This is a genomic window from Streptomyces sp. NPDC001410, from assembly GCF_042895235.1.
GTDB lineage: Bacteria > Actinomycetota > Actinomycetes > Streptomycetales > Streptomycetaceae > Streptomyces.
The window spans coordinates 163,603-184,156 of the sequence record NZ_JBIAWE010000021.1; the positions used below are offsets into that span (position 1 = coordinate 163,603).

The following is a 20,554-nucleotide window of genomic DNA, read 5'->3' on the forward strand; positions in this document are numbered from 1 at the left end:
ACCAGGAGGTACGGCCCATGTGGTCACCCTCGTATTCCGTCCTGCCCGCACGCGGGCTCGGAGCGGCCGTCGTCCTCGCCCTCACCGCGGGTCTCGCCAGCACCGCACCGGCCGCCGCGCACGCCGACACCCAGCCGGCCCCGGCCGCCGAGCCCTACATGGGCTGGTCCAGTTGGAGCATGCAGTCGTCCAAGTACCCCGGTCTCAACCCGGACGGCGACTACAGCTACCTCACCGAGGCGAACGTCCTGAAGCAGGCCGACGCCCTCGCCGCCAAGCTGAAGAAGTACGGCTACACCTACGTCAACATCGACGCCGGCTGGTGGCGGGACAAGACCTGGAAGCCCGAGTTCGACCAGTACGCCCGTCAGACGCCCGACTCCGTCCGCTTCCCGCACGGCATGAAGGCGGTCGCCGACCACATCCACGCCAAGGGCCTCAAGGCCGGCATCTACCTGCCGGTCGGCCTGGAGAAGGAGGCGTACGGCGACGGCAAGGTGCCGATATGGCACGCCGACGGCTGCACCACCGCCGACATCGTCTACGGCGACCTGCGCACCACCAACGGCTGGGACAGCGCCTACAAGCTGGACTTCGCCAAGCCCTGCACCCAGAAGTACGTCGATTCCCAGGCCCAGGCGCTCGCCGACTGGGGTTACGACTTCCTCAAGCTCGACGGCGTCGGCCCCGGTTCCTTCAAGAGCGGCGACAACTACGACAACGTTGCCGACGTGGCCGCCTGGCAGAAGGCGATAGCCGCCACCGGCCGGCCCGTCCACCTGGAGATCTCCTGGTCCCTGGACATCGGGCACGCCGCCGACTGGAAGAAGTACTCGGGCGGCTGGCGCATCGACACCGACGTCGAGTGCTACTGCAACACCCTCGTCAGCTGGGAGAACTCCGTCGACGACCGCTTCGACGACACCCCCGGCTGGACCCGGCACGCCGGACCCGGCGGCTGGAACGACCTCGACTCCCTCGACGTCGGCAACGGCGCCATGGACGGCCTGACCAAGGCCGAACGGCAGACCTACGCCACCCTGTGGGCCGTCGCCAAGTCCCCGCTCTACACCGGCGACGACCTGACCAAGCTCGACAGCTACGGCCTCTCGCTGCTGACCAACAAGGAGGTCATCGCCGTCGACCAGGGCGACACACCGCCCGCCCGGCCGGTCACACCCTCCGACCCGCAGCAGGTGTGGGCCGCGAAGAACCCCGACGGCAGTTTCACCGTCGCCCTGTTCAACCTCGCCGACTCGCCGGCCGCCGTCACCGCCGACTGGTCCTCCCTCGGCTTCACCGGCAAGGCGGGCGTGCGGGACCTGTGGAACCACGAGAACCTGGGCACGTACAAGAACAAGATCACCGAGGCCCTGCCCGCCCACGGCTCCCGCCTGTTCACCGTCTCCCCGCACGGCGGCGCCCTGCACACCACCGGCTACGAGGCCGAGTCCGCGGGCAACATCCTCAGCGGCAACGCGTCGGTCGCCGACTGCTCCGCCTGCTCCGGTGGCAAGAAGGTCGGCAACCTGTACCTCGGCGGCAAGCTCCGCTTCGACAACGTCGTCGTCGACAAGCCCGGCACCTATCTGATCAAGGTCGCCTACGTCAGCGGCGACGCCCGCCCGGTGAACATGTCCGCCAACTCGGGCGGCGCCACCCGCCACAAGTTCCCCTCCACCGGCGACTGGGGCAGCGTCGAGACGGTGAGCGTGCCCGTCACCCTGAAGGCGGGCGCCAACACCCTCACCTTCGACAGCGGTTCGGACTACGCACCCGACATCGACCGCATCGACGTCCCCGCCTCCCCCCGCCTGTGATCGGAGCCCGTCATGGAGAATCCGCCCAGCAGACGCGGCTTCCTCGCCCTCGCCGCGGCCACCGGAGCCCTCACCTCACTGCCCTCCTTCACCGCGACCGCCGCCCCGCAGCGGCCCACCGCGGCTCCCGCGCCCGACCCCCGTCACCAGCTGTGGTGGCGGGCCCCCGCCGACGAGCACTCGCTGATCGAGCAGGGACTGCCCGTCGGCAACGGCCGGCTGGGCGCCCTCGCCACCAACGATCCCGGCCGGGACGTCCTGCTCGTCACCGACGCCACCCTGTGGACCGGCGGGCTCAACGACACCCTCGACTCCGACGGTCAGTTCCCCTACGGCCGCGACGACTTCGGCTCGCTCACCCTGCTCGCCCGCCTCACCGTCGACCTCCCGGACCACTACCTCGGCGCCGTCACCGGTTACCGCCGCACCCTCGACCTCGCCCAGGGCGTGGTGACGACGTCGTACGTCCGCTCCGGAGTGACGTACCAGAGGCAGCTGTTCGCGAGCCGCCCCGACGACGTGGTGGTCCTGCACCTCACCCAGAAGGGCGGCGGACGCTACACGGGCAGCGTGACCCTTGAGGGCACGCACGGCGAGGAGTCGTCGAGCGCCACGTCCTTCGCCGGCTCCTTCCGCAACGGACTGCGGTACGCGGCAGCGGTCACCGCGTACGGCAGCGGCGGCACCGTCCGAGTCGACGGCACCCGCGTGACCTTCTCCGGATGCACGGACGTGACCGTGGTGCTCAGCGGCGGCACCGACTACGCGCCCGACGCCGCCGCCCACTACCGCGACCCCTCCCTCGACCCCGAGGCCCTCGCCCGCACCAAGGTCCATGCAGCCGCCGGCCACCCGGCGGACACGCTGCTGCGCACCCACGTCGCCGACCACCAGGCGCTGTACGGGCGGTTCGACATCCGGCTCGGCACCTCGTCGGACCGGCAGCGCGCCCTGGACACCTGGGAGCGGATCAACGCCCGCGCCCTGGACGACACACCGGACCCCGAACTGGAAGCCGCCTACCTGCAGTTCGGCCGCTACCTGATGATCTCCGGCTCCCGCGGCAGCCTGCCGATGGGACTGCAGGGACTGTGGCTGGACGGCAACGACCCGGACTGGATGGGCGACTACCACACCGACATCAACATCCAGATGAACTACTGGATGGCCGACCGGGCGGGCCTTACGCGCTGCTTCGAGGCGTTCACCGACTACTGCGTGGCCCAGCTCCCCTCCTGGACCGACCTCACCAGGAGACTCTTCGACGACTCCCGCAACCGCTACCGCAACTCCAGCGGCAGGAACGCCGGCTGGACGGTCGCCATCTCCACCAACCCGTACGGCGGAGGCGGCTGGTGGTGGCATCCGGCGGGCAACGCCTGGCTGTGCAACTCCCTGTGGGAGCACTACGAGTTCACGGCATCGCGCGCCCATCTGAAGAAGATCTACCCGCTGCTCAAGGGCGCCTGCCAGTTCTGGGAGGCACGGCTGCTCCCCCACACCCTGCCGGACACCGGCCGGGAAGTCCTCATCGCCGACAGCGACTGGTCACCGGAACAGGGCCCGCTCGACGCCAAGGGCATCACCTACGCCCAGGAACTCGTGTGGGCGCTCTTCGGCAACTTCCGCACCGCCGCGGCCGAGCTGGGCCGGGACGCCGAGTACGCCCGTACCGTCGGCGCACTCCGCGACCGCCTCTACCTACCGGTGGTCAGCCCGAAGACGGGCTGGCTTCAGGAGTGGATGTCCCCCGACAACTTCGGCGAGACCACCCACCGGCACCTGTCCCCGCTCATCGGCCTCTTCCCCGGCGACCGCATCCGTCCCGACGGCTCCACCCCCGCCGACATCGTTGCCGGCGCCACCGCCCTGCTCACCGCCCGCGGCATGGACAGCTTCGGCTGGGCCAATGCCTGGCGCGCGCTGTGCTGGGCCCGGCTGAAGAACCCCGGCAAGGCCTACCAGCTGATCGTCAACAACCTCCGCCCCTCCAGCGGCGGCGGCAACGGCACCGCTCCCAACCTCTTCGACATCTACCAGGTCGAGCAGGGCCGGGGCATCTTCCAGATCGACGCCAACTTCGGCACCCCGGCCGCCGCGCTGGAGATGCTGCTGTACTCCCGCCCCGGGCATCTGGAACTCCTGCCCGCCCTGCCGGACGCCTGGGCCGCCTGCGGCTCGCTGACCGGCGCCGGGGCCCGCGGCGGCTTCGTCGTCGACCTGCGCTGGCGGGACGGGAAACCCACCGAGGTGCGGATCCGCAGCATCGGCGGCACCATGACCTCCGTGGGATACGCAGGCACGTCCCGGACGGTCCGCCTCAAGCCCGGCGAGTCCGTCACGTTGAAGGACTTCGCGCGATGACCGGCCGGTTCGGGCGCGTCTGCCGGATCGCCGCCGTCCTGCTGGTGGCCGTCGCCTGCCAGTCCGTACCCGCCAGGGCCTCCGGCCCGCCGGCCGAGGCCACCACCCGGGGCTCCGGAGTGGTCACCTGGGCGGCCAGCGCCGACCGGCTGGGCGAGGGCACGGCCGACAGCGCATACCGGCTGGTCGTGCACACCAGCGTCGGCGGCAGCGACCTGCGCGTCCGCCTGTCCAACGCCTTCGGCGACCGCCCGCTGACCCTGGACAGCGTCTACGCCGGGCTGCAGAGCGAGGGCGCCGCACTCCGGCCGGGCAGCAACCGGCGGCTGACCTTCGGCGGTGCCCGCACGGTCACCGTCCCGGCCGGTGCCGTCGCGTGGAGCGACCCGCTGCCCGGAAAGGTCCCCGCCGCCGTCAACCTGGTCGTCAGCCTGCACAGCCCGGAGGCGGCGGGGCCGGCCACCGGCCACGGCATGGCGATGCAGACGTCGTACGTCGCACAGGGCGACCACACCGCCGAGGCCGGCGCGGCCAACTGGACCGGGACGACCGGATCCTGGTGGTACCTCGACGCCGTCTCCGTACGCCCGCAGAACGCCGCCACCGGTGCCGTGGCGGTGCTCGGCGACTCCATCACCGACGGCTGGCAGTCCACCACCGACCTCAACCGGCGCTGGCCCGACTACCTGGCCCGGCGCCTGAGCGGGGCCGGTACAGCCGTGCAGGGCGTGGCCGACGAGGGCGTCTCCGGCAACAAGGTGCTCGCGGACGGCGCCGGGCAGAGCGCCCTCCACCGGCTGGACCGGGACGTCCTCGCCCTGCCCGGCGTGCGCACCGTCTTCCTCTTCGAGGGGGTGAACGACCTCAAGGCCCACACCGGCGTCACCGCGGCCGACCTCATCGCCGGATACCGGGAGATCGCCCGGCGGGCGCACGCGGCCGGGAAGTGCGTGGTGGGCGCGACCGTCGGCCCGTTCGAGGGCTGGTCCGAATGGGACCCGGCCGCCGAGGCCGTACGCGACGACGTCAACCGGTTCATCCGCACCAGTGGGGAGTTCGACGCGGTCACCGACTTCGACCGCACCCTGCGCAGCCCCTACGTCCGCGAACGGATCCTGCCCTTCTTCGACAACGGCGACCATCTGCACCCCAACGACAAGGGCATGCAGGCCCTGGCCGACTCCGTCGACCTGGGCAGCCTCGACTGCACCCGCTGACAGCCGGGGCCGGCCGGGTCACTCCGACCCGGCCGGCCGCCGGTTCAGCGCAGCGTCTCGGCCCAGTTGGCCGGCACCCGGCCCGCCGGTCCGGGCGTCGGCTGATCGGCCGGATGGCTGACCGGGGGCGCGAGTTCGGGACCGGACTCGTACAGCTCGTTCTTGTCGTAGTTCCAGAACCAGCCCTCGCCCGGCTCGAAGCTGCGGATCACCGGATGCCCGGTCTCCCGGTAGTGGCCGGTGGCGTGCTTGGCGGGGGAGTCGTCGCAGCAGCCGATGTGCCCGCAGGTCGCGCACCGGCGCAGGTGGAACCACCAGCCGCCGGCCTCGTCGCACTCCACGCACCCGGTGCCGCTCGGCGGGGCGCTCGGGTCTATCGCGGCCTCGTCGCTCATGCTGCCTCCTCGGAGGTGGTGGTCAGGGCGGACGTCTCGCCGTCCGGCGTCTCGGCGGTCAGCGGCAGCAGCACCTGGAAACGGGTGTCGCCGGGCACCGACTCGACCTGCAGGGTGCCGTGGTGCTTGTTCACGACGATCCGCCAGGAGATGTCGAGGCCGAGACCGGTGCCCTCACCGACCGGCTTGGTCGTGAAGAACGGGTCGAAGATACGGCTCTTGATCTCCGGCGGGATTCCCGGTCCGGTGTCCCGGAACTCCACCAGCAACCGCTCGTGGTCCAGCGCGGTCCGCACGGTCAACGTGCCTTCCCCGCCCGCGCCGTTGATGGCGCACACCGCGTTGTCTATGAGGTTCGTCCACACCTGGTTCAGCTCCGCCGGATAGCCGGGGACCGGCGGGAGCGTGCGGTCGTACTCCTTGACCACCTGGATGCGCGAGCCGATCTTTCCCGACAGCATCAGCAGCGTGCTGTCGAGGAGTTCATGCACGTCCACCACCCGGTAGGGCGCCCGGTCCAGCTGCGAGTACTGCTTGGCCGCGTCGACCAGGTGCGAGATACGCGTGGTGGAGTCCTCGATCTCGGTCATCAACAGCTCGGTCTCGATGGTGTAGTTGAGCCAGCCGATCGCCCCGGGCAGGATCTCCTCGTCCACGGCCGCCGCGACCTGCTCCAGCCAGTCGATGTCGAGCCCGGCCTGCACGAAGGTCGGCGCCAGCTGCCAGCCGTAGTCGAGGCCGTGGTCCTCCAGCCACTCCGTGAGCATGTCCTCCCGGTCGGCGGCCTCCAGCGGGCTGAGCGCCGGAGCCTTGGCGACCCGCTCGGCGGTGCGCTCCTGGATCTCGATCAGGCCCGCCAACGCGTCCCGGGAGAACGGGCCTTCGGCGATGACCGCGAGCTTGTGCCGCATCTTCGCGACCCGCTCCCGCAGGGTCGACGTGGCCCGGACGGCCGCCGCTGCCGGGTTGTTCAGCTCGTGCGTGAGACCGGCCGACAGCGAGCCGAGCGCCAGCAGCCGCTCCCGCTGCCCGACGGTGGCCTGGAGGTTCTTCGAACCGAAGAAGAGACCCTCCAGCAGGTGCACGGCCATCGGGAACCACTCGCTCATGATGGCCGCGAAGGTGTCCGCCGGCAGCACGAAGAACCGCGTCGGCTCCGTCACCCGCATCGAGTTGTTGTACGCCTGCCGCACCCGGTCACCCAGGTACGCCTGCATGGCACCCGCGTACACCCCGCGCTGCGAGGTGCGGGTGACCTCCACGTCGTCGCCGCCGACGCGCCGCGAGAGCACGACCGTGCCCTCGATCATCACGAAGAAGCAGGTGGCGAGGTCACCCTCGGTGTACACCGGGCCCGGCTGGAACAGCTCCACCCGGCCCTCGCTGCACAGCCGGCCCAACTGCTCCGGTGTCAGCTTCTCGAAGAGGAACAGGGAGCCGATCTCCCTCGGGCTGCACGGCATCACCTGCCCGCTCATGACTGCTCCAGATACCGGTGGACGAGCATCACGGCCATGGCTCCCTCTCCGACGGCGGACGCGACACGCTTGGCGGACTCGGAGCGTGCGTCGCCCGCCACGAACACGCCGGGAATGCTGGTCTCCAGGTGGTACGGCGGCCGGTCCAGCTCCCAGCCGGCCGGCGGCCGCCCGTCGGCGGTCAGATCGGGCCCGGCGAGGATGAAACCGCGCTCGTCGCGCAGCACCGTGTCGCCCAGCCAGTCGGTCAGCGGAGCCGCGCCGATGAACACGAACATCCACTGGGCGTCGACCTGTTCGCTCTCACCGCTCGCCACATGACGCAGCGTCAGCCGCTCCAGACGGTCCGAGCCGTGCGCGGCGTCGACCACCGTGTGACTGCGCACCGAGATGTTCGGGGCCTCGTTGATCTGCTGGATCAGGTAGTACGACATCGACGCCGACAGGTCGGGGCCGCGCACCAGCAGCGTCACCGACTTGGCGAACCTGGACAGGTACATCGCCGCCTGGCCCGCCGAGTTGGCGCCGCCGACGATGTACACGTCGTGCCCCTGGCAGGCGGCCGCCTCGGTCAGCGCGGAGCCGTAGAACACCCCGCAGCCGGTCAGGTCGATGCAGCCCTGGGCCTCCAGCTGCCGGTACTGCACGCCGGTCGCCAGGATGATGCTGTGCGCCGCGATCGCCGAGCCGTCCGCGAACCGTACGATCCGGGCCGCGCCGTTGACCTCCAGACCCGTCACCTCGCGCGCGGTCAGGATCTCGGCGCCGAACTTGGCCGCCTGCCGCCGCGCCCGGTCGGTGAGCTGGGCTCCGGAGACGCCGTCCGGGAAGCCGAGGTAGTTCTCGATCCGGGAGCTCTGCCCGGCTTGCCCGCCGGTCGCCGACCGCTCCACCAGCACGGTCCTGAGCCCCTCCGAGGCGCCGTACACGGCAGCGCCGAGCCCGGCCGGACCGCCGCCGATGACCACGAGGTCGTAGAAGTCGGCCGTGGGCGTCGTCGCCAGGCCCACCTGTGCGGCCAGCTCCGGCGCCTCCGGTTCGACCAGCACCGAGCCGTCCGGGGTGATCACCAGCGGCAGCCGCTGCCCGTCCTGCCCGGCCGCCGCCAGCAGCCGCTGCCCCTCCGGCTCCTCCACCGAGTACCAGCGGTACGGCACCTGGTTGCGGGCCAGGAACTCACGCACGTCCGACGACCGCGCCGACCACCGGTGCCCCACGACCTTGGTGGTGGCCACGGACCGGTAGTCGCTGTGGCGCCACGCCTCCAGCAGGTCGTCCAGCACCGGATAGAGCTTCTCCTCCGGTGGGTCCCACGGCTTGAGCAGATAGTGATCGAGATCGACGACGTTGATCGCGTCGATCGCCGCGTTGGTGTCCGCGTACGCCGTGAGCAGCACGCGCCGCGCCCCCGGATACACGTCCAGGGCCTGTTCCAGGAACTCGATGCCGTTCATCTGCGGCATCCGGTAGTCGGCGAGGATCACGGCCACCAGGTCGCCGCGCAGCTTCAGCTCCCGCAGCGCCTCCAGGGCGGACTCGCCCGACTCGGCACGCACGATCCGGTACGACTCGCCGTAGCGCCGCCTGAGGTCACGGGCGACGGCTCGGGAGACCCCCGGGTCGTCGTCCACGGTCAGGATGACGGTCCGCGCTGCGTCGGCGGCCTGTGCCATACGTCTCCCACCCCGAGCGATCGGTTCCACGGGACGGTGTTGCTGGGCCCACCGCACCGATTCCCGCCCATCGTATGTTCGATCGCCCCGGTTCGCTCCGGGATACGGCGCCGGGGGACGGCCACCAGCGGCGGGACCGCCAAGTGGTGAAGACTGGCCCCACGGACACGGAAGGCTGGGAGGCCCGCGCATGACACGCCCGATCACGGCAGGGGTGGACGGTACGGAGGAGAGCCTGGCAGCGCTGGACTGGGCGGCCCGGGAGGCCGTACGCCGGGGGCTGCCCCTGCGCGTGGTGCACGCCTGGCGCTTCCACGAGGGCCTGCACGCGGCGGACCGGGACACCCAGCACGGCTGGGTGTCGGACGGTGTGTCGGACGCCGTGCGCGCCTTCTCCGCGCGCCATCCGGAGCTGCGGATGAGCGTCGACGTGGTCGAGGCCGGAGCCGTCGAGGCGCTGGTCGCCGCCGCGGCGGAGGCCGAGATGCTGGTGCTCGGCTCGCGCGGGCACGGCACGGTGGTCGGGTTCCTGCTCGGCTCCGTCGGCCAGCAGGTCATAGCCGGGACGAACCGGCCCGTGGTCCTGGTGCGCGCCGGGAACGAGCCGGCGGCGGAGGCGGCCGGACGGGACGTCGTGGTCGGCCAGCAGGGCGGTCCGGAGGACAGCGCGGCCGCGCTACGGTTCGCGTTCGAGACGGCGGCCGCCCGCGGCGCCACCGTCCGGGCCGTCCGGGCCTGGACGCTGCCGCCGGTCTTCGCCTACAGCCCCGGTTCGCTGAAGCTCCTGGACGACGCCGGCGGTCTCGAACCGTACGAGCGCAAGGCCCTGAGCGAGGCGCTCCAGCCGTGGCGCGAGCGCTTCCCGCAGGTGCGCGTGGCCGAGCACATCGAGATGGGCAGCGCGGGGCAGGTGCTGCTCTCGGTGGCCGGCGGGGCCCAGCTGATGGTCGTCGGCCGGCGTGCGCACCGCACGGCGGTGGGCGCCCGCATCGGCTCGGTCGCCCACGGCGTGCTGCACCACGCCGAGTGCCCGGTCGCCGTGGTCCCGCACGAGTGACCCGGTACGAGGAGGACGCGGTACGCGTGATCTAGTCGGGGGTCGTCGGCTCCAGGGTCCCGCGGGCCTTCGGCAGAACGTTCGCGATGTAGTCCTCGACCGCGGTGTCGAGGCCTATGTCGTGCTGCGCCTGCTCGGACAGGTACCAGCGGTGTTCGAGCAGCTCGTGGTAGATCTCGGCCGGGTCCATGGTGCCGCGCAGCTCCAGCGGGACGGCACGGACGGTGGGCCGGAACACGTCCCGTACCCAGCGGTGGGCGAGGACCTCTGGGCGGGCGGCGAGGGGATCGCCGGGCGCGTAGTCGTCCTGGGTGGCCATCCAGCTCTCCAGGTCGCCCAGCAGCCGCCGGGCCTGGTTCTCCTCGGTGTCGAGGCCGGTCAGCCGCAGCAGCTGGCGCTGGTGGTGGCCGGCGTCGACGACCTTGGGCACGAAGGTGACCGTGTCGCCGTTCGAGGAGTGCTCGATCTGCATCTCGGCCACGTCGAAGCCGAGGTCGTTCAGGCGGCGTATCCGGCGCTCCATGTAGTGGTACTTGCCCGCCGGGTACACCGAGGTGCGGGTCAGCTCCTGCCACAGGCCGCCGTAGCGGGTGCAGATCTCATGGCCGAACTCGACGGGGTCGACGGACGGGTGCAGCGCGCCCGACGCCTCCAGGTCCAGCAGCTCGCCGCTGATGTTCACCCGGGCCAGGTCGAGGTCGTACTCCCGCTGCCCGGGGCTGAGCCGGGGGTGCAGGTCGCCGGTCTCGGCGTCCACCAGGTACGCGGCGTAGGCGCCCGCGTCGCGGCGGAACAGCGTGTTGGACAGCGAGCAGTCGCCCCAGGCGAACCCGGCCAGGTGCAGCCGCACCAGCAGCACGGCGAGTGCGTCCATCAGGCGGTGCATGGTCGCCGGGCGCATGGTCGTCTCGAACATCGAGCGGTACGGCAGCGAGCCGCGCAGATGCCGGGTCACCAGCACCGGCTCCAGCGGGGCGCCCGCGCGGTCCGTGCGGCCGGTGATCACCGCGAGGGGATCGACCGCGGGGATGCCCAGCCGGTCCAGGTCGCGCAGCAGCTCGTACTCGCGCAGGGCGGGCCGCTCGGCCAGCTCCTTGACCGCGATCACCTCGTCGCCGGCGTGGGCGTAGCGCACGACGTGCCGGGAGATGCCCCTGGGGAGCGGCACGAGGTACTCCTCGGGCCACTCCTCCAGGGGCACGTCCCAGGGGAGTTCGAGCAGGAGCGCGGGGTGCTCCGGGTTCGTGGCGCTGATCTGCAAGGCCATGGGACGAACCCTAAGGCCCCACCGGGCATCCTCAGGAGGCGCGTTCCCTGGCCTGTTCGGCGGCGGCCCGCACGGAGCCCCGGTGGACCGGGCCGTGCCCGGGCAGCAGGGTGTCGCCGTCCAGCGCCGCGATCAGGTCCAGCGAGGCCACGGCCCGGGAGCGTTCGTGCTGGAAGAAGCCGTGCAGCATCTGGGGGCCCTTGAGCCGCGAGGTCGCGTGGCCGGTGGCCAGGGCGTCGCCGGAGATGACGATGCCGGCGTCGGGCAGGTGGTAGACGCAGTGGCCGTCCGTGTGGCCGGGGGTGTGTACGGGGACGGGTCGGCCCGGCAGGTCGAGCGCGCCCTCGGCCGGGAACGGCTCGGGCGCGGTGACCGGGTTGTGCTCGATCCCGCCCACCCGGATCACGTGCACCGCCCATGGCACCACACCGGGCCGCCAGGCGTTGCGCACGACGTCGCCGATCGTGGCCTGCTGGAGGAACTCCCTGCGCGCGTGCGGGACTTCCGCCGGGTGCAGGTAGACCGGGGTGCCGTAATTGCCGCGCAGGTACTCGGCGGAGCCCACGTGGTCGTTGTGCGCGTGGGTGATCAGGACGGCGGCGACCGCCTCGGGTGAACTGCCCACCACGGCGAGGGATTCGAGGACGCCCTGCCGGTCCCCGGGGTACCCGGTGTCCACCAGCGTGACGGCGTCGCCGTCCTTGAGGATCACCCAGTTGGTGTTGTGGCCGTGCACCAGGTAGGTGCCGTCGGCGACTTGGCGTACGTCTGCCTGCATGATCTCCCCGAGGCCCTGAGCGACCGGTCGTCGGGGACAGCCAACCAGATGGCGTACCGTCCTCCGCAAGAGGGCGGCCGTCACAGGCCCGTCACCGCACCCCGTGCGGCCGGAACTGGATGCTGATGCGCGGTCCCGTCGCGCGGGCGGTCTTGGGGACGCAGTGTTCCCAGGTGCGCTGGCAGGAGCCGCCCATCACGATGAGGTCGCCGTGCCCGAGCGGCCGCCGGACCGTCGTGCCGCCGCCTCCCGCCGGCCGGAGCAGCAGGTCCCGGGGCGCGCCGACGGAGAGGATCGCGACCATCGTGTCCTGCCGGGCGCCCCGCCCGATCCGGTCGCCGTGCCAGGCCACGCTGTCCCTTCCGTCGCGGTAGAAGCACAGCCCGGCGGTGGTGAACGGCTCGCCCAGCTCCTCGGCGTAGTGCGCGGACAGCGCCGTGCGGGCCTGGTCCAGGACGGGGTGGGGCAGCGGGTCCTGCGCCGCGTAGAAGGCCAGCAGACGCGGTACGGCCACCACGTTGTCGTACATCTTGCGGCGCTCCGCCCGCCACGGGACCTCGGCCGCCAGCTGTTCGAACAGGGCGTCGGCGCCGCTCAGCCAACCCGGCAGCACGTCGATCCAGGCGCCCCGGCCCAGTTCGGTCCGGTGCAGCCCGTCGAGCGGGCCGAGCCGCAGCTCGTCGGTCTGGTCGAACAGGGAGCCCTGGAGTTGCGTGGACATGGATCCAGCGTACCCCTGAATCGAAAATACGTTCCCATCATGGAGAGTCTTTCGATACATCGATGTATCGGATACATTTCTGTATCGAACGCAGGGCGACGGAGGTCTCGGTGACGACGGCGCAGGACACGGCCCGGCGGGTCACCAAGCGGCGGGCGCGGACGCGGGCCAACCTGCTCGACGCCGCCTTCGCGGTGTTCGCCGCCAAGGGCTTCGGCCGTGTCTCCATCGAGGAGGTCTGCGAGGCCGCCGGCTACAGCCGGGGCGCCTTCTACTCCAACTTCGCCACCCTGGACGAGCTGTTCTTCGCCCTCTACCAGGAGCGCGCCGACCTCATCGCCGCCCAGGTGGCCGACGCCCTCGCCCAGGACGGACCCGACCTCGACGTGCCCGCCTCCGTGGACCGGGTCACCGAGGTCCTGCTGCTCGACGTGGACTGGCTGCTGGTGAAGACCGACTTCCTGGTGCACGCGGCCCGCGACCCGGCCGTCGCACAAGCCCTCCTCGACCACCGCACCCGGCTCCGGGAGGCCATCGCCGACCGGCTCTTCCGGGCCCGCGGCCACACCGAACTGCCCGCCGTGCTCGGCGATGCCGACGGCGCCGCCCGCGCGGTGGTCGCGGCCTACGACGGCGTCACCACCCAGCTGCTGCTGGACAAGGACGTCGACGCGGCCCGCACCTGGCTGGGGCAACTGCTCACCGCCCTGCTGACCGACGGCAGCGGCACCCCGGCATGAGCCGCATACGGAATTAGACGCAAGCACAAGCAAGCGGAAGGAAGGAACGGACGCCATGGACGCGGACGTCATCGTCGTCGGAGCCGGCCTCGCCGGCCTGGTCGCGGCGCACGAACTCACCAGCCGGGGTCGGCGCGTCGCCCTGGTCGACCAGGAGAACGCCGCCAACCTCGGCGGCCAGGCGTTCTGGTCCTTCGGCGGGCTCTTCCTCGTCGACTCGCCCGAGCAGCGGCGCCTCGGCATCAAGGACTCCTTCGACCTCGCCTGGAACGACTGGCGGGGCAGCGCCCGGTTCGACCGCCTGGAGGACGAGGACTCCTGGGCGGTGCGCTGGGCCCGCGCCTACGTCGAGTTCGCGACCGGCGAGAAGCGGTCCTGGCTGGAGGGGCACGGCATCGCGCTGCTGCCGACCGTCGGCTGGGCCGAACGCGGCGACCTGCGCGCCGACGGGCACGGCAACTCCGTACCCCGCTTCCACATCGCCTGGGGCACCGGCACCGGCGTGGTCGAACCCTTCGTCCGGTACGCCCGGCAGGCCGCCCGGGACGGGCTGCTCACCTTCTACCACCGCCACCAGGTCGACGAACTCGTCGTCGAGGACGGCACGGCCCGCGGGGTGCGCGGCACGGTCCTGGCCGATGACGACGCGCCGCGCGGCGTCGCCTCCAACCGCGACCGCGTCGGCGACTTCGAACTCACCGCCCAGGCCGTGATCGTCACCACCGGCGGCATCGGCGCCGACCACGACATCGTCCGCCGCTACTGGCCCGAGCGGCTCGGCACACCCCCCGCCGAGATGGTCACCGGTGTCCCCGCCTACGTCGACGGCCGCATGCTCGACATCAGCGCCGAGGCGGGCGTGCGTCTGGTCAACCGGGACCGCATGTGGCACTACACCGAGGGCCTGCAGAACTGGAACCCCGTCTGGCCCGGCCACGGCATCCGCATCCTGCCCGGACCGTCCTCCATCTGGCTCGACGCCCTCGGCCGCCGTCTGCCCGACCCCTGCCTGCCGGGCTACGACACCCTCAACACCCTGAAGTACCTGCGCACCACCGAGGACATCGCCGGGTACGACCACTCCTGGTTCGTCCTCACCCGGAAGATCATCGAGAAGGAGTTCGCGCTCTCCGGCTCGGAACAGAACCCCGACATCACCGCCAAGGACCGGGGGGCCGTGCTGCGCGACCGGCTGCTCGGCAAGGGCGCCCCCGCACCCGTCCAGGCCTTCCTCGACAAGGGAGCGGACTTCGTCACCGCGGACACCCTGGAGCGGCTGGTCGAGAAGATGAACGGCCTCGCCGACAAGCCGCTGCTGGACGCGGCCGAGGTGCGCCGTCAGATCGAGGCCCGCGACCTGCAGATCGCCAATCGGTACAGCAAGGACTCCCAGGTCCAGGGCATCCACAACGCCCGCCGCTACATCGGCGACCGCCTCGGGCGGGTCGCGACCCCGCACCGCATCCTCGACCCGGCAGCGGGCCCCCTGATCGGCGTCCGGCTGCACGTCCTGACCCGCAAGACCCTCGGCGGCATCCAGACCGACCTCGACTCCCGCGCCCTCGGCCCCGACGGCACGCCCGTCGACGGCCTGTACGCGGCGGGCGAGGTGGCCGGCTTCGGCGGCGGAGGCGTCCACGGCTACAACGCCCTGGAGGGCACCTTCCTCGGCGGCTGCCTGTTCTCCGGCCGGGCGGCGGGCCGGGCGGCGGCGAAGCAGACGGGCTGACGTCAGCCCGTCAGCAGATCCGCCAGCACCGTGGCATGGCTCTGCTCCGGCGCCCTGGACGCCGTGAGCAGCGTCACCGGCCCCTTGCGGGCCGACTTCCTGAGGCCGTCGAGGAGTTCGGCGGCCTCAGGAGTGGTCAGCTCCGCCTCGTAGCGGCCGCGGAACTCCTCGTACGAGGCCTCGCCCGCGTGGTACCAGCGGCGCAACTCCGTCGACGGCGTGAGCCCCTTGGGCCACTCGTCGACCTGCGCCGCCTCCTTGGCGACACCGCGCGGCCACAGCCGGTCCACCAGCACCCGCAGGCCGTCGTCGGGCTCCGGCGGCTCGTAGATCCGGCGCACGCGCACGCTCACGGTCTGGCTCCCCTCGGTCGCGGACGGCCTTGCGAGCGTACTTCGGCCGCCCCGCGACACCGGGCGGCAACGCGGCGTGACTTGACCTGAATGAGGGGGAAACGGGGACACGCGCGGCCCTAGTCTGTGGACGAATGATCATCGCCACCCCCCCCAAAGGAGCGCCCATGACGGCAGCGCGCAGACAGACCTCACCACGACGCACCGCGGTCCTGCGCCGTGAGGCGGTCCTCGCCACCGTCCCCGTCGCCGTGGCGGCACTGCTCGGCGCCGCCGGACCCGCGTCGGCCGGCACCATAGGCACCTCGGGCGCCGGTGACCCCTACTTCCCGCTCAGCGGCAACGGCGGCTACCACGTCAAGCACTACGACCTGACGCTCCGTTACGACACCACCTCCCGGCACCTGGACGGCAAGGCGGTCCTCACCGCCCGCGCCACTCAGAAGCTGACCCGCTTCGACCTGGACCTCAAGGGCCTGAAGGTCACCGGCGTCACCGTCGACCGCACCGCCGCCGGCTTCCACCGCAGGGGCCAGGAACTCGTCGTCACCCCGCGCCACAAGCTGCGCAAGGACCAGGAGTTCCGGGTCACCGTCACCTACCACGGCACCCCCAGGTCGGTCACCGACCCGGACGGTTCCGCGGACGGCTGGATACGCACCGACGACGGGGCGTTCGTCGCGGGCGAGCCGCAGGGCGCGATGACCTGGTTCCCGGGGAACAACCACCCCAAGGACAAGTCGTCGTACGACTTCACGATCACGGTCCCGAAGGGGCGCACCGCCGTCGCCAACGGCGTCCTGCGCGGGCAGCGCACCGCGAACGGCCGTACCACCTTCCGCTGGCACCAGGCCGAGCCCATGGCCGCCTACCTGGCCACCGCCACCGTCGGCAAGTTCAAGGTCGAGCAGTACACCACCCCCGACGGCATCCAGGTCTACAACGCCGTCGACGCCCGGGAGGCGCGCTCGGCCGCGCCCGTGCTGAAGAAGCTGCCCTCCGTCCTGGAGTGGGAGAGCAAGCTGTTCGGGCCGTACCCGTTCCGCGCGGCCGGCTCCATCGTCGACCACGCACCGAACGTCGGCTACGCCCTGGAGACCCAGAGCCGGCCCGTCTACGACTCGGCGCCCGACCTGAGCACCCTCGTCCACGAGAGCGCCCATCAGTGGTTCGGCGACTCCGTCTCGCTGACCGCCTGGAAGGACATCTGGCTCAACGAGGGCTTCGCGACCTACGCCGAGTGGCTCTACAGCGAGCAGCACGGCGGCCGCAGCGCCCAGAAGACCTTCGACGCGCTCTACGCCCGCCCGGCGAACGACGGCCTGTGGGCCTTCCCGCCCGGTGACCCGGGCAGCGGCAAGAACCTCTTCGACACGCCCGTCTACGCCCGCGGCGCGATGGCCCTGCACGAGCTGCGCAAGGCGGTCGGCGACCAGGACTTCTTCCGCATCCTGCGTACCTGGGCGACCGAGCACCGGGCCGGGCACGGTACGACGGCCCAGTTCGTGAAGCTCTCCGAGCGGGTGTCCGGCAAGGACCTGGACGGTCTCTTCCACACCTGGCTCTACACGAAGGGCAAGCCGAGCAAGGCCTAGCGGCCCCGCTGCCGGAACCTGACGGGTTCCAAACATGTGTCGGCCAGGGTCGACCCATGATCGATCGCAGAGCCGCCGTCGCTCTCCTCGTCTCCCCGCTGCTGCTCACCGGCTGCGGCGGCGGAGCCGAGGCGACCGAGCGCCGCACCCCCGCCGCCCGCCCGGCGCCGACGGCCACCCCCACGCCCACCTCCACGTCCCAGCCCGTGGCGGAGTCGGCACCCCGGCGGATAGCCGGCCTCGGCCCCAAGCTCCACGCCGCGATACCGGACCGCTCCCGGCAGGCCGTCGTCGTCACCGGGCGCGGCAGGAACTCCCCGCTGTCCACGGTCGTGCTGCACGAGCGCACCGCCGGCGGCTGGCAGGCGGGCACCGAGTGGCCCGCCCACAACGCGCTGCGCGGCTGGAGCGCCCACCACACGGCCGGAGACCTGCGCTCCCCGCTCGGCGTCTTCACCCTCAGCGACGCCGGCGGCCTGCTGACCGACCCGGGCAGCAGGCTTCCGTACCACCACTCCGGCGGGTTCGTCTCGCCCGGCACCGGCTTCGAGGGCGAACCCCTCGCCGGGTCCTTCGACTACGTCGTCGCCATCGACTACAACCGCAGGCCGGGCACCTCGCCCCTGGACTGGACCCGCCCCCTGGGCCCGGGCCGGGGCGGCGGAGTCTGGTTCCACGTCGACCACGGCGGCCCCACCCACGGCTGCGTCAGCCTCGCCAAGTCCCACATGAAGGACCTCCTGCGCACCCTCGACCCGGAGCGGCATCCGATGGTCGTCATGGGGTACGCCGACTGGCTCGCCCTCTGAGCGGCCTAGGATCCGAACTCGTGTGCGCACATGTGCTGGTCGCCGAGGACGACGAGAAGCAGGCCGAACTGATCCGCCGCTCCCTCCTGGCCGAGGGGCACACCGCCACGGTGGTGCACGACGGCGCCGCCGCGCTCGACGCGGCCCGGCGCCTGAGACCCGACCTGGTCGTGCTCGACCTGATGCTCCCGGTCATCGACGGCTTCGGGGTGTGCCGGGTGCTGCGCGGCGGCGAGGACCCGGACATCCCCGTCGTGATGCTCACCGCCCGCGCCGCCGAGGACGACGTGCTGCTAGGGCTGGAACTCGGCGCCGACGACTACATGACCAAGCCGTACAGCCCGCGCGAGCTGATGGCCCGGATCCGTACCGTCCTGCGGCGCAGCGGGCGCGGCGGGAGCGTCCGGGACGACGATCCGGTCGTACGGGCCGGGGGGATCAGCGTGCACCCCGTACGGCACGAGGTGCGCTGCGACGGGAATCCGGTCGAGTGCACACCGGCCGAGTTCCAGATCCTGCTGGCCATGGCGGGGGAGCCGGACCGGGTGTTCTCCCGGCGGCAGTTGCTGCAGTGCACGCGCGGCTTCGACCGGGCCTCCACCGAGCGGGCCGTCGACGTGCACATCATGAACCTGCGCCGGAAGATCGAGGCTTACCCGCGGCGGCCGGTGCGCCTGGTGACGGTGTTCGGCGTCGGCTACAAGCTGACCGGCGGTCGGCCGTGAAGCGCCGGGTACCGCTGCGCAAACGGCTGCTCGTCCGGCTGCTGTTCGTCTCGGCCCTCATCGCCGTCTGCTCGGTGGCGGCCACCGCCTGGCTCGCGGTGACGACCACCACCAGCGCCCTGAAGGAGGAACAGGGCCAGGACCTCGCCGCCGACAACAGCATCCTCACCCAGCTCTCCGGGTACGCCGCCGCCCATCCGGACTGGTCGGGCGTCCAGCGCACGGTGCGTGACCTGGCCCGCAGCACCGGCCGGCGCATCGCCCTGACGAACGCCGACCGCACCCTGGTCGCCGACTCCGCGCCGCGCGGCACCCCGCTGCCGCCCCGGCCCGCCGCCACCGTCGACCCCCTGCGCACCGACACCTACTCCGACTCCGGGAGCCAGCTCAGCGGCATCGACCCCCGGGTGGTGGGGCCGTACCGGGTCACGGCAAAGGAGCGGGACCGGCTGGACGCGCTGGCCGCCAAGCGCAGGCAGTGCTACGAGCACTTCGGCGTCGACGGCACGGTCGTCCGCACCCCGAGCGGCCGTCCCGTGCTCAGCACTCCGGAGGACACCGACATCTCCTACGCCTCGCAGCAGTGCGCGGACGGGCAGCTGAACACCCCCACGCCGACGGAGGAGCAGGCCCTGACCGACCTCACGACACTGGCCCGGCCGTGCCTGAAGCGGGCGGGACTGGACATCGGCGGCCGGCTGTTCCTCACCTTCGACCCCAGCGCGAGGAATCCTTTCGGCGGCGGCTTCCTGGTGGCCAAGACCCCTCGGGTGGCCGACAGCAGGGCCGCCGTCCAGGCGTCGCAGAGCTGCGTGCTGAGCGCCCGCCGCGTCCAGCTGGAGCCGTATGTCGCCCCGGTCGCCGAGCTGTTCCTGGGCATCGGGGACCAGAACCCCTCCCGCTTCGACATGTCCACGGGAAACAAGGCCAAGGTGGTCGGCGCGGCCGGGCTGGTCCTCGCCGTCACCGTCGCCGTGACCGCCGTCGTCGCCGTACGGCTCGTCCGACCCCTGCGCGCGCTGACCGCGGCCGCGCAGCAGCCGCCCGAACTGCATGTGCGGGTGCCGGTGACCACCCGGGACGAGACCGGCATCCTCGCCGAGGCGTTCAACGACCTGACCGAGCGACGCGAACGCCTGGAGGCCCAGCGCAAGGCGATGGTCAGCGACATCGCCCACGAACTGCGCAGCCCGCTCACCAACATCCGCGGCTGGCTGGAGGTCGTCCGCGACGGCGTCGTCGACCCGGACCCGGCCCTGCTGGCCTCCCTGCACGAGGAGTCGCTGGTGCTCCAGCGGATCATCGACGACCTGCAGGACCTCGCGGCCGCCGACGCCGGCACCCTGCGCCTGCACCGCGAGCCGCTGCACGCCGGCGACCTGCTCGACCAGGTCGCCGCCGCCCACCGGGTGGCCGCCGACGCCGCCGGGGTCGCCCTGCGCGCCGAGGCCGACGACACCGCCTGGCTGGACGCGGACCCCGTGCGCATGCGGCAGGCGCTCGGGAACCTGGTCTCCAACGCGCTGCGGCACACCCCCGCCGACGGCACGGTCACCCTGGCCGCCCGCCGCGCCGGCGAGTCGGTCCTGCTGACCGTCACCGACACCGGCTCGGGCATCGCCCCCGAGGACCTGACGCACGTCTTCGACCGGTTCTGGCGCGCCGAGAAGTCCCGCAGCCGCCGCACCGGCGGCAGCGGCCTCGGCCTGCCGATCGTCCGCCACCTGGTCGCGGCGCACGGCGGTACGGCGGAGGTGGCGAGCGAGCCGGACGCGGGCGCGGTGTTCACCCTGCGGCTGCCGGCCGCCCCGGCGCCGGTGGATGCCCCGTGAT

At 72.0% G+C, this 20,554-nt stretch carries 17 protein-coding genes; 10 read left to right on the forward strand and 7 right to left on the reverse strand.

The features are described 5' to 3' along the window. The first annotated feature begins 17 nt into the window (after window positions 1-17). From ACFY3C_RS37130 to ACFY3C_RS37140, 3 genes are read left to right on the forward strand one after another with little or no spacing between them, the layout of a single operon-like run. Window positions 18-1,820, forward strand: a complete 1,803-nt coding sequence (locus tag ACFY3C_RS37130; protein WP_390773970.1) for an alpha-galactosidase D — start codon at window positions 18-20, stop codon at window positions 1,818-1,820. 12 nt (window positions 1,821-1,832) lie between these two features. Next, the gene (locus ACFY3C_RS37135; RefSeq protein WP_390773971.1) at window positions 1,833-4,184 is read left to right on the forward strand and encodes a glycoside hydrolase N-terminal domain-containing protein; all 2,352 of its coding nucleotides are present in this window, start codon (window positions 1,833-1,835) and stop codon (window positions 4,182-4,184) included. Beyond that, entirely contained in the window at window positions 4,181-5,401 is a 1,221-nt protein-coding gene (locus tag ACFY3C_RS37140; RefSeq protein WP_390773972.1) for an SGNH/GDSL hydrolase family protein, read from the forward strand. Before ACFY3C_RS37135 ends, ACFY3C_RS37140 begins: the two co-directional genes overlap by 4 nt. Window positions 5,402-5,445: 44 nt before the next feature. Here ACFY3C_RS37140 and ACFY3C_RS37145 read toward each other — a convergent pair whose 3' ends face one another. Genes ACFY3C_RS37145 through ACFY3C_RS37155 form a run of 3 tightly spaced genes read right to left on the reverse strand, consistent with a single transcriptional unit; the run spans window position 5,446 to window position 8,947 of the window. Beyond that, window positions 5,446-5,796: a UBP-type zinc finger domain-containing protein gene (locus ACFY3C_RS37145; RefSeq protein WP_389176961.1), complete on the reverse strand. Its 351-nt coding sequence runs from the start codon at window positions 5,794-5,796 to the stop codon at window positions 5,446-5,448. Next, window positions 5,793-7,274 carry an ATP-binding protein gene (locus tag ACFY3C_RS37150; RefSeq protein WP_386578633.1) on the reverse strand — a complete coding sequence of 494 codons (1,482 nt, stop codon included), beginning with the start codon at window positions 7,272-7,274 and terminating at the stop codon, window positions 5,793-5,795. Before ACFY3C_RS37150 ends, ACFY3C_RS37145 begins: the two co-directional genes overlap by 4 nt. Further along, window positions 7,271-8,947 (reverse strand): FAD-dependent oxidoreductase, encoded by a 1,677-nt coding sequence (locus ACFY3C_RS37155; protein ID WP_390773973.1) that lies wholly within the window; start codon window positions 8,945-8,947, stop codon window positions 7,271-7,273. Before ACFY3C_RS37155 ends, ACFY3C_RS37150 begins: the two co-directional genes overlap by 4 nt. Window positions 8,948-9,137: 190 nt before the next feature. Here ACFY3C_RS37155 and ACFY3C_RS37160 point away from each other — a divergent pair, with 190 nt between their 5' ends. Next, window positions 9,138-10,004 (forward strand): universal stress protein, encoded by an 867-nt coding sequence (locus tag ACFY3C_RS37160; RefSeq protein WP_390773974.1) that lies wholly within the window; start codon window positions 9,138-9,140, stop codon window positions 10,002-10,004. Window positions 10,005-10,035: 31 nt separating this feature from the next. Here the strand turns inward: ACFY3C_RS37160 and ACFY3C_RS37165 are convergent, their stop codons facing one another. The 3 genes from ACFY3C_RS37165 to ACFY3C_RS37175 form a co-directional block, all read right to left on the reverse strand. Next, the gene (locus ACFY3C_RS37165) at window positions 10,036-11,271 is read right to left on the reverse strand and encodes a DUF4032 domain-containing protein (protein WP_386578636.1); all 1,236 of its coding nucleotides are present in this window, start codon (window positions 11,269-11,271) and stop codon (window positions 10,036-10,038) included. Between the two features lie 31 nt (window positions 11,272-11,302). Next, window positions 11,303-12,049 (reverse strand): MBL fold metallo-hydrolase, encoded by a 747-nt coding sequence (locus ACFY3C_RS37170; protein WP_386578637.1) that lies wholly within the window; start codon window positions 12,047-12,049, stop codon window positions 11,303-11,305. A gap of 91 nt (window positions 12,050-12,140) precedes the next feature. Beyond that, the gene (locus tag ACFY3C_RS37175; protein WP_390773975.1) at window positions 12,141-12,770 is read right to left on the reverse strand and encodes an alpha-ketoglutarate-dependent dioxygenase AlkB family protein; all 630 of its coding nucleotides are present in this window, start codon (window positions 12,768-12,770) and stop codon (window positions 12,141-12,143) included. Window positions 12,771-12,880: 110 nt separating this feature from the next. On the opposite strand from ACFY3C_RS37175, the gene ACFY3C_RS37180 reads away from it, so the two are divergent. After that, window positions 12,881-13,510, forward strand: coding sequence for a TetR/AcrR family transcriptional regulator (locus ACFY3C_RS37180; protein WP_390773976.1), 630 nt, complete (start codon window positions 12,881-12,883; stop codon window positions 13,508-13,510). A gap of 55 nt (window positions 13,511-13,565) precedes the next feature. Next, on the forward strand, window positions 13,566-15,239 hold the full coding sequence (locus tag ACFY3C_RS37185) for an FAD-binding dehydrogenase (protein WP_390773977.1): 1,674 nt from the start codon (window positions 13,566-13,568) through the stop codon (window positions 15,237-15,239). Window positions 15,240-15,241: 2 nt separating this feature from the next. Here ACFY3C_RS37185 and ACFY3C_RS37190 read toward each other — a convergent pair whose 3' ends face one another. Next, entirely contained in the window at window positions 15,242-15,592 is a 351-nt protein-coding gene (locus ACFY3C_RS37190; RefSeq protein WP_390773978.1) for a DUF488 domain-containing protein, read from the reverse strand. Between the two features lie 167 nt (window positions 15,593-15,759). Between ACFY3C_RS37190 and ACFY3C_RS37195 the strand changes: the two genes are divergently transcribed. Genes ACFY3C_RS37195 through ACFY3C_RS37210 form a run of 4 tightly spaced genes read left to right on the forward strand, consistent with a single transcriptional unit; the run spans window position 15,760 to window position 20,553 of the window. After that, window positions 15,760-17,187 (forward strand): M1 family metallopeptidase, encoded by a 1,428-nt coding sequence (locus ACFY3C_RS37195; protein WP_390773979.1) that lies wholly within the window; start codon window positions 15,760-15,762, stop codon window positions 17,185-17,187. A 56-nt stretch (window positions 17,188-17,243) separates the two neighbouring features. Further along, on the forward strand, window positions 17,244-17,996 hold the full coding sequence (locus ACFY3C_RS37200; RefSeq protein ID WP_390773980.1) for a L,D-transpeptidase family protein: 753 nt from the start codon (window positions 17,244-17,246) through the stop codon (window positions 17,994-17,996). Window positions 17,997-18,016: 20 nt separating this feature from the next. Next, window positions 18,017-18,721: a response regulator transcription factor gene (locus ACFY3C_RS37205; protein WP_390773981.1), complete on the forward strand. Its 705-nt coding sequence runs from the start codon at window positions 18,017-18,019 to the stop codon at window positions 18,719-18,721. Then, window positions 18,718-20,553: a sensor histidine kinase gene (locus ACFY3C_RS37210; RefSeq protein ID WP_390773982.1), complete on the forward strand. Its 1,836-nt coding sequence runs from the start codon at window positions 18,718-18,720 to the stop codon at window positions 20,551-20,553. Before ACFY3C_RS37205 ends, ACFY3C_RS37210 begins: the two co-directional genes overlap by 4 nt. Window position 20,554: the final 1 nt, after the last annotated feature.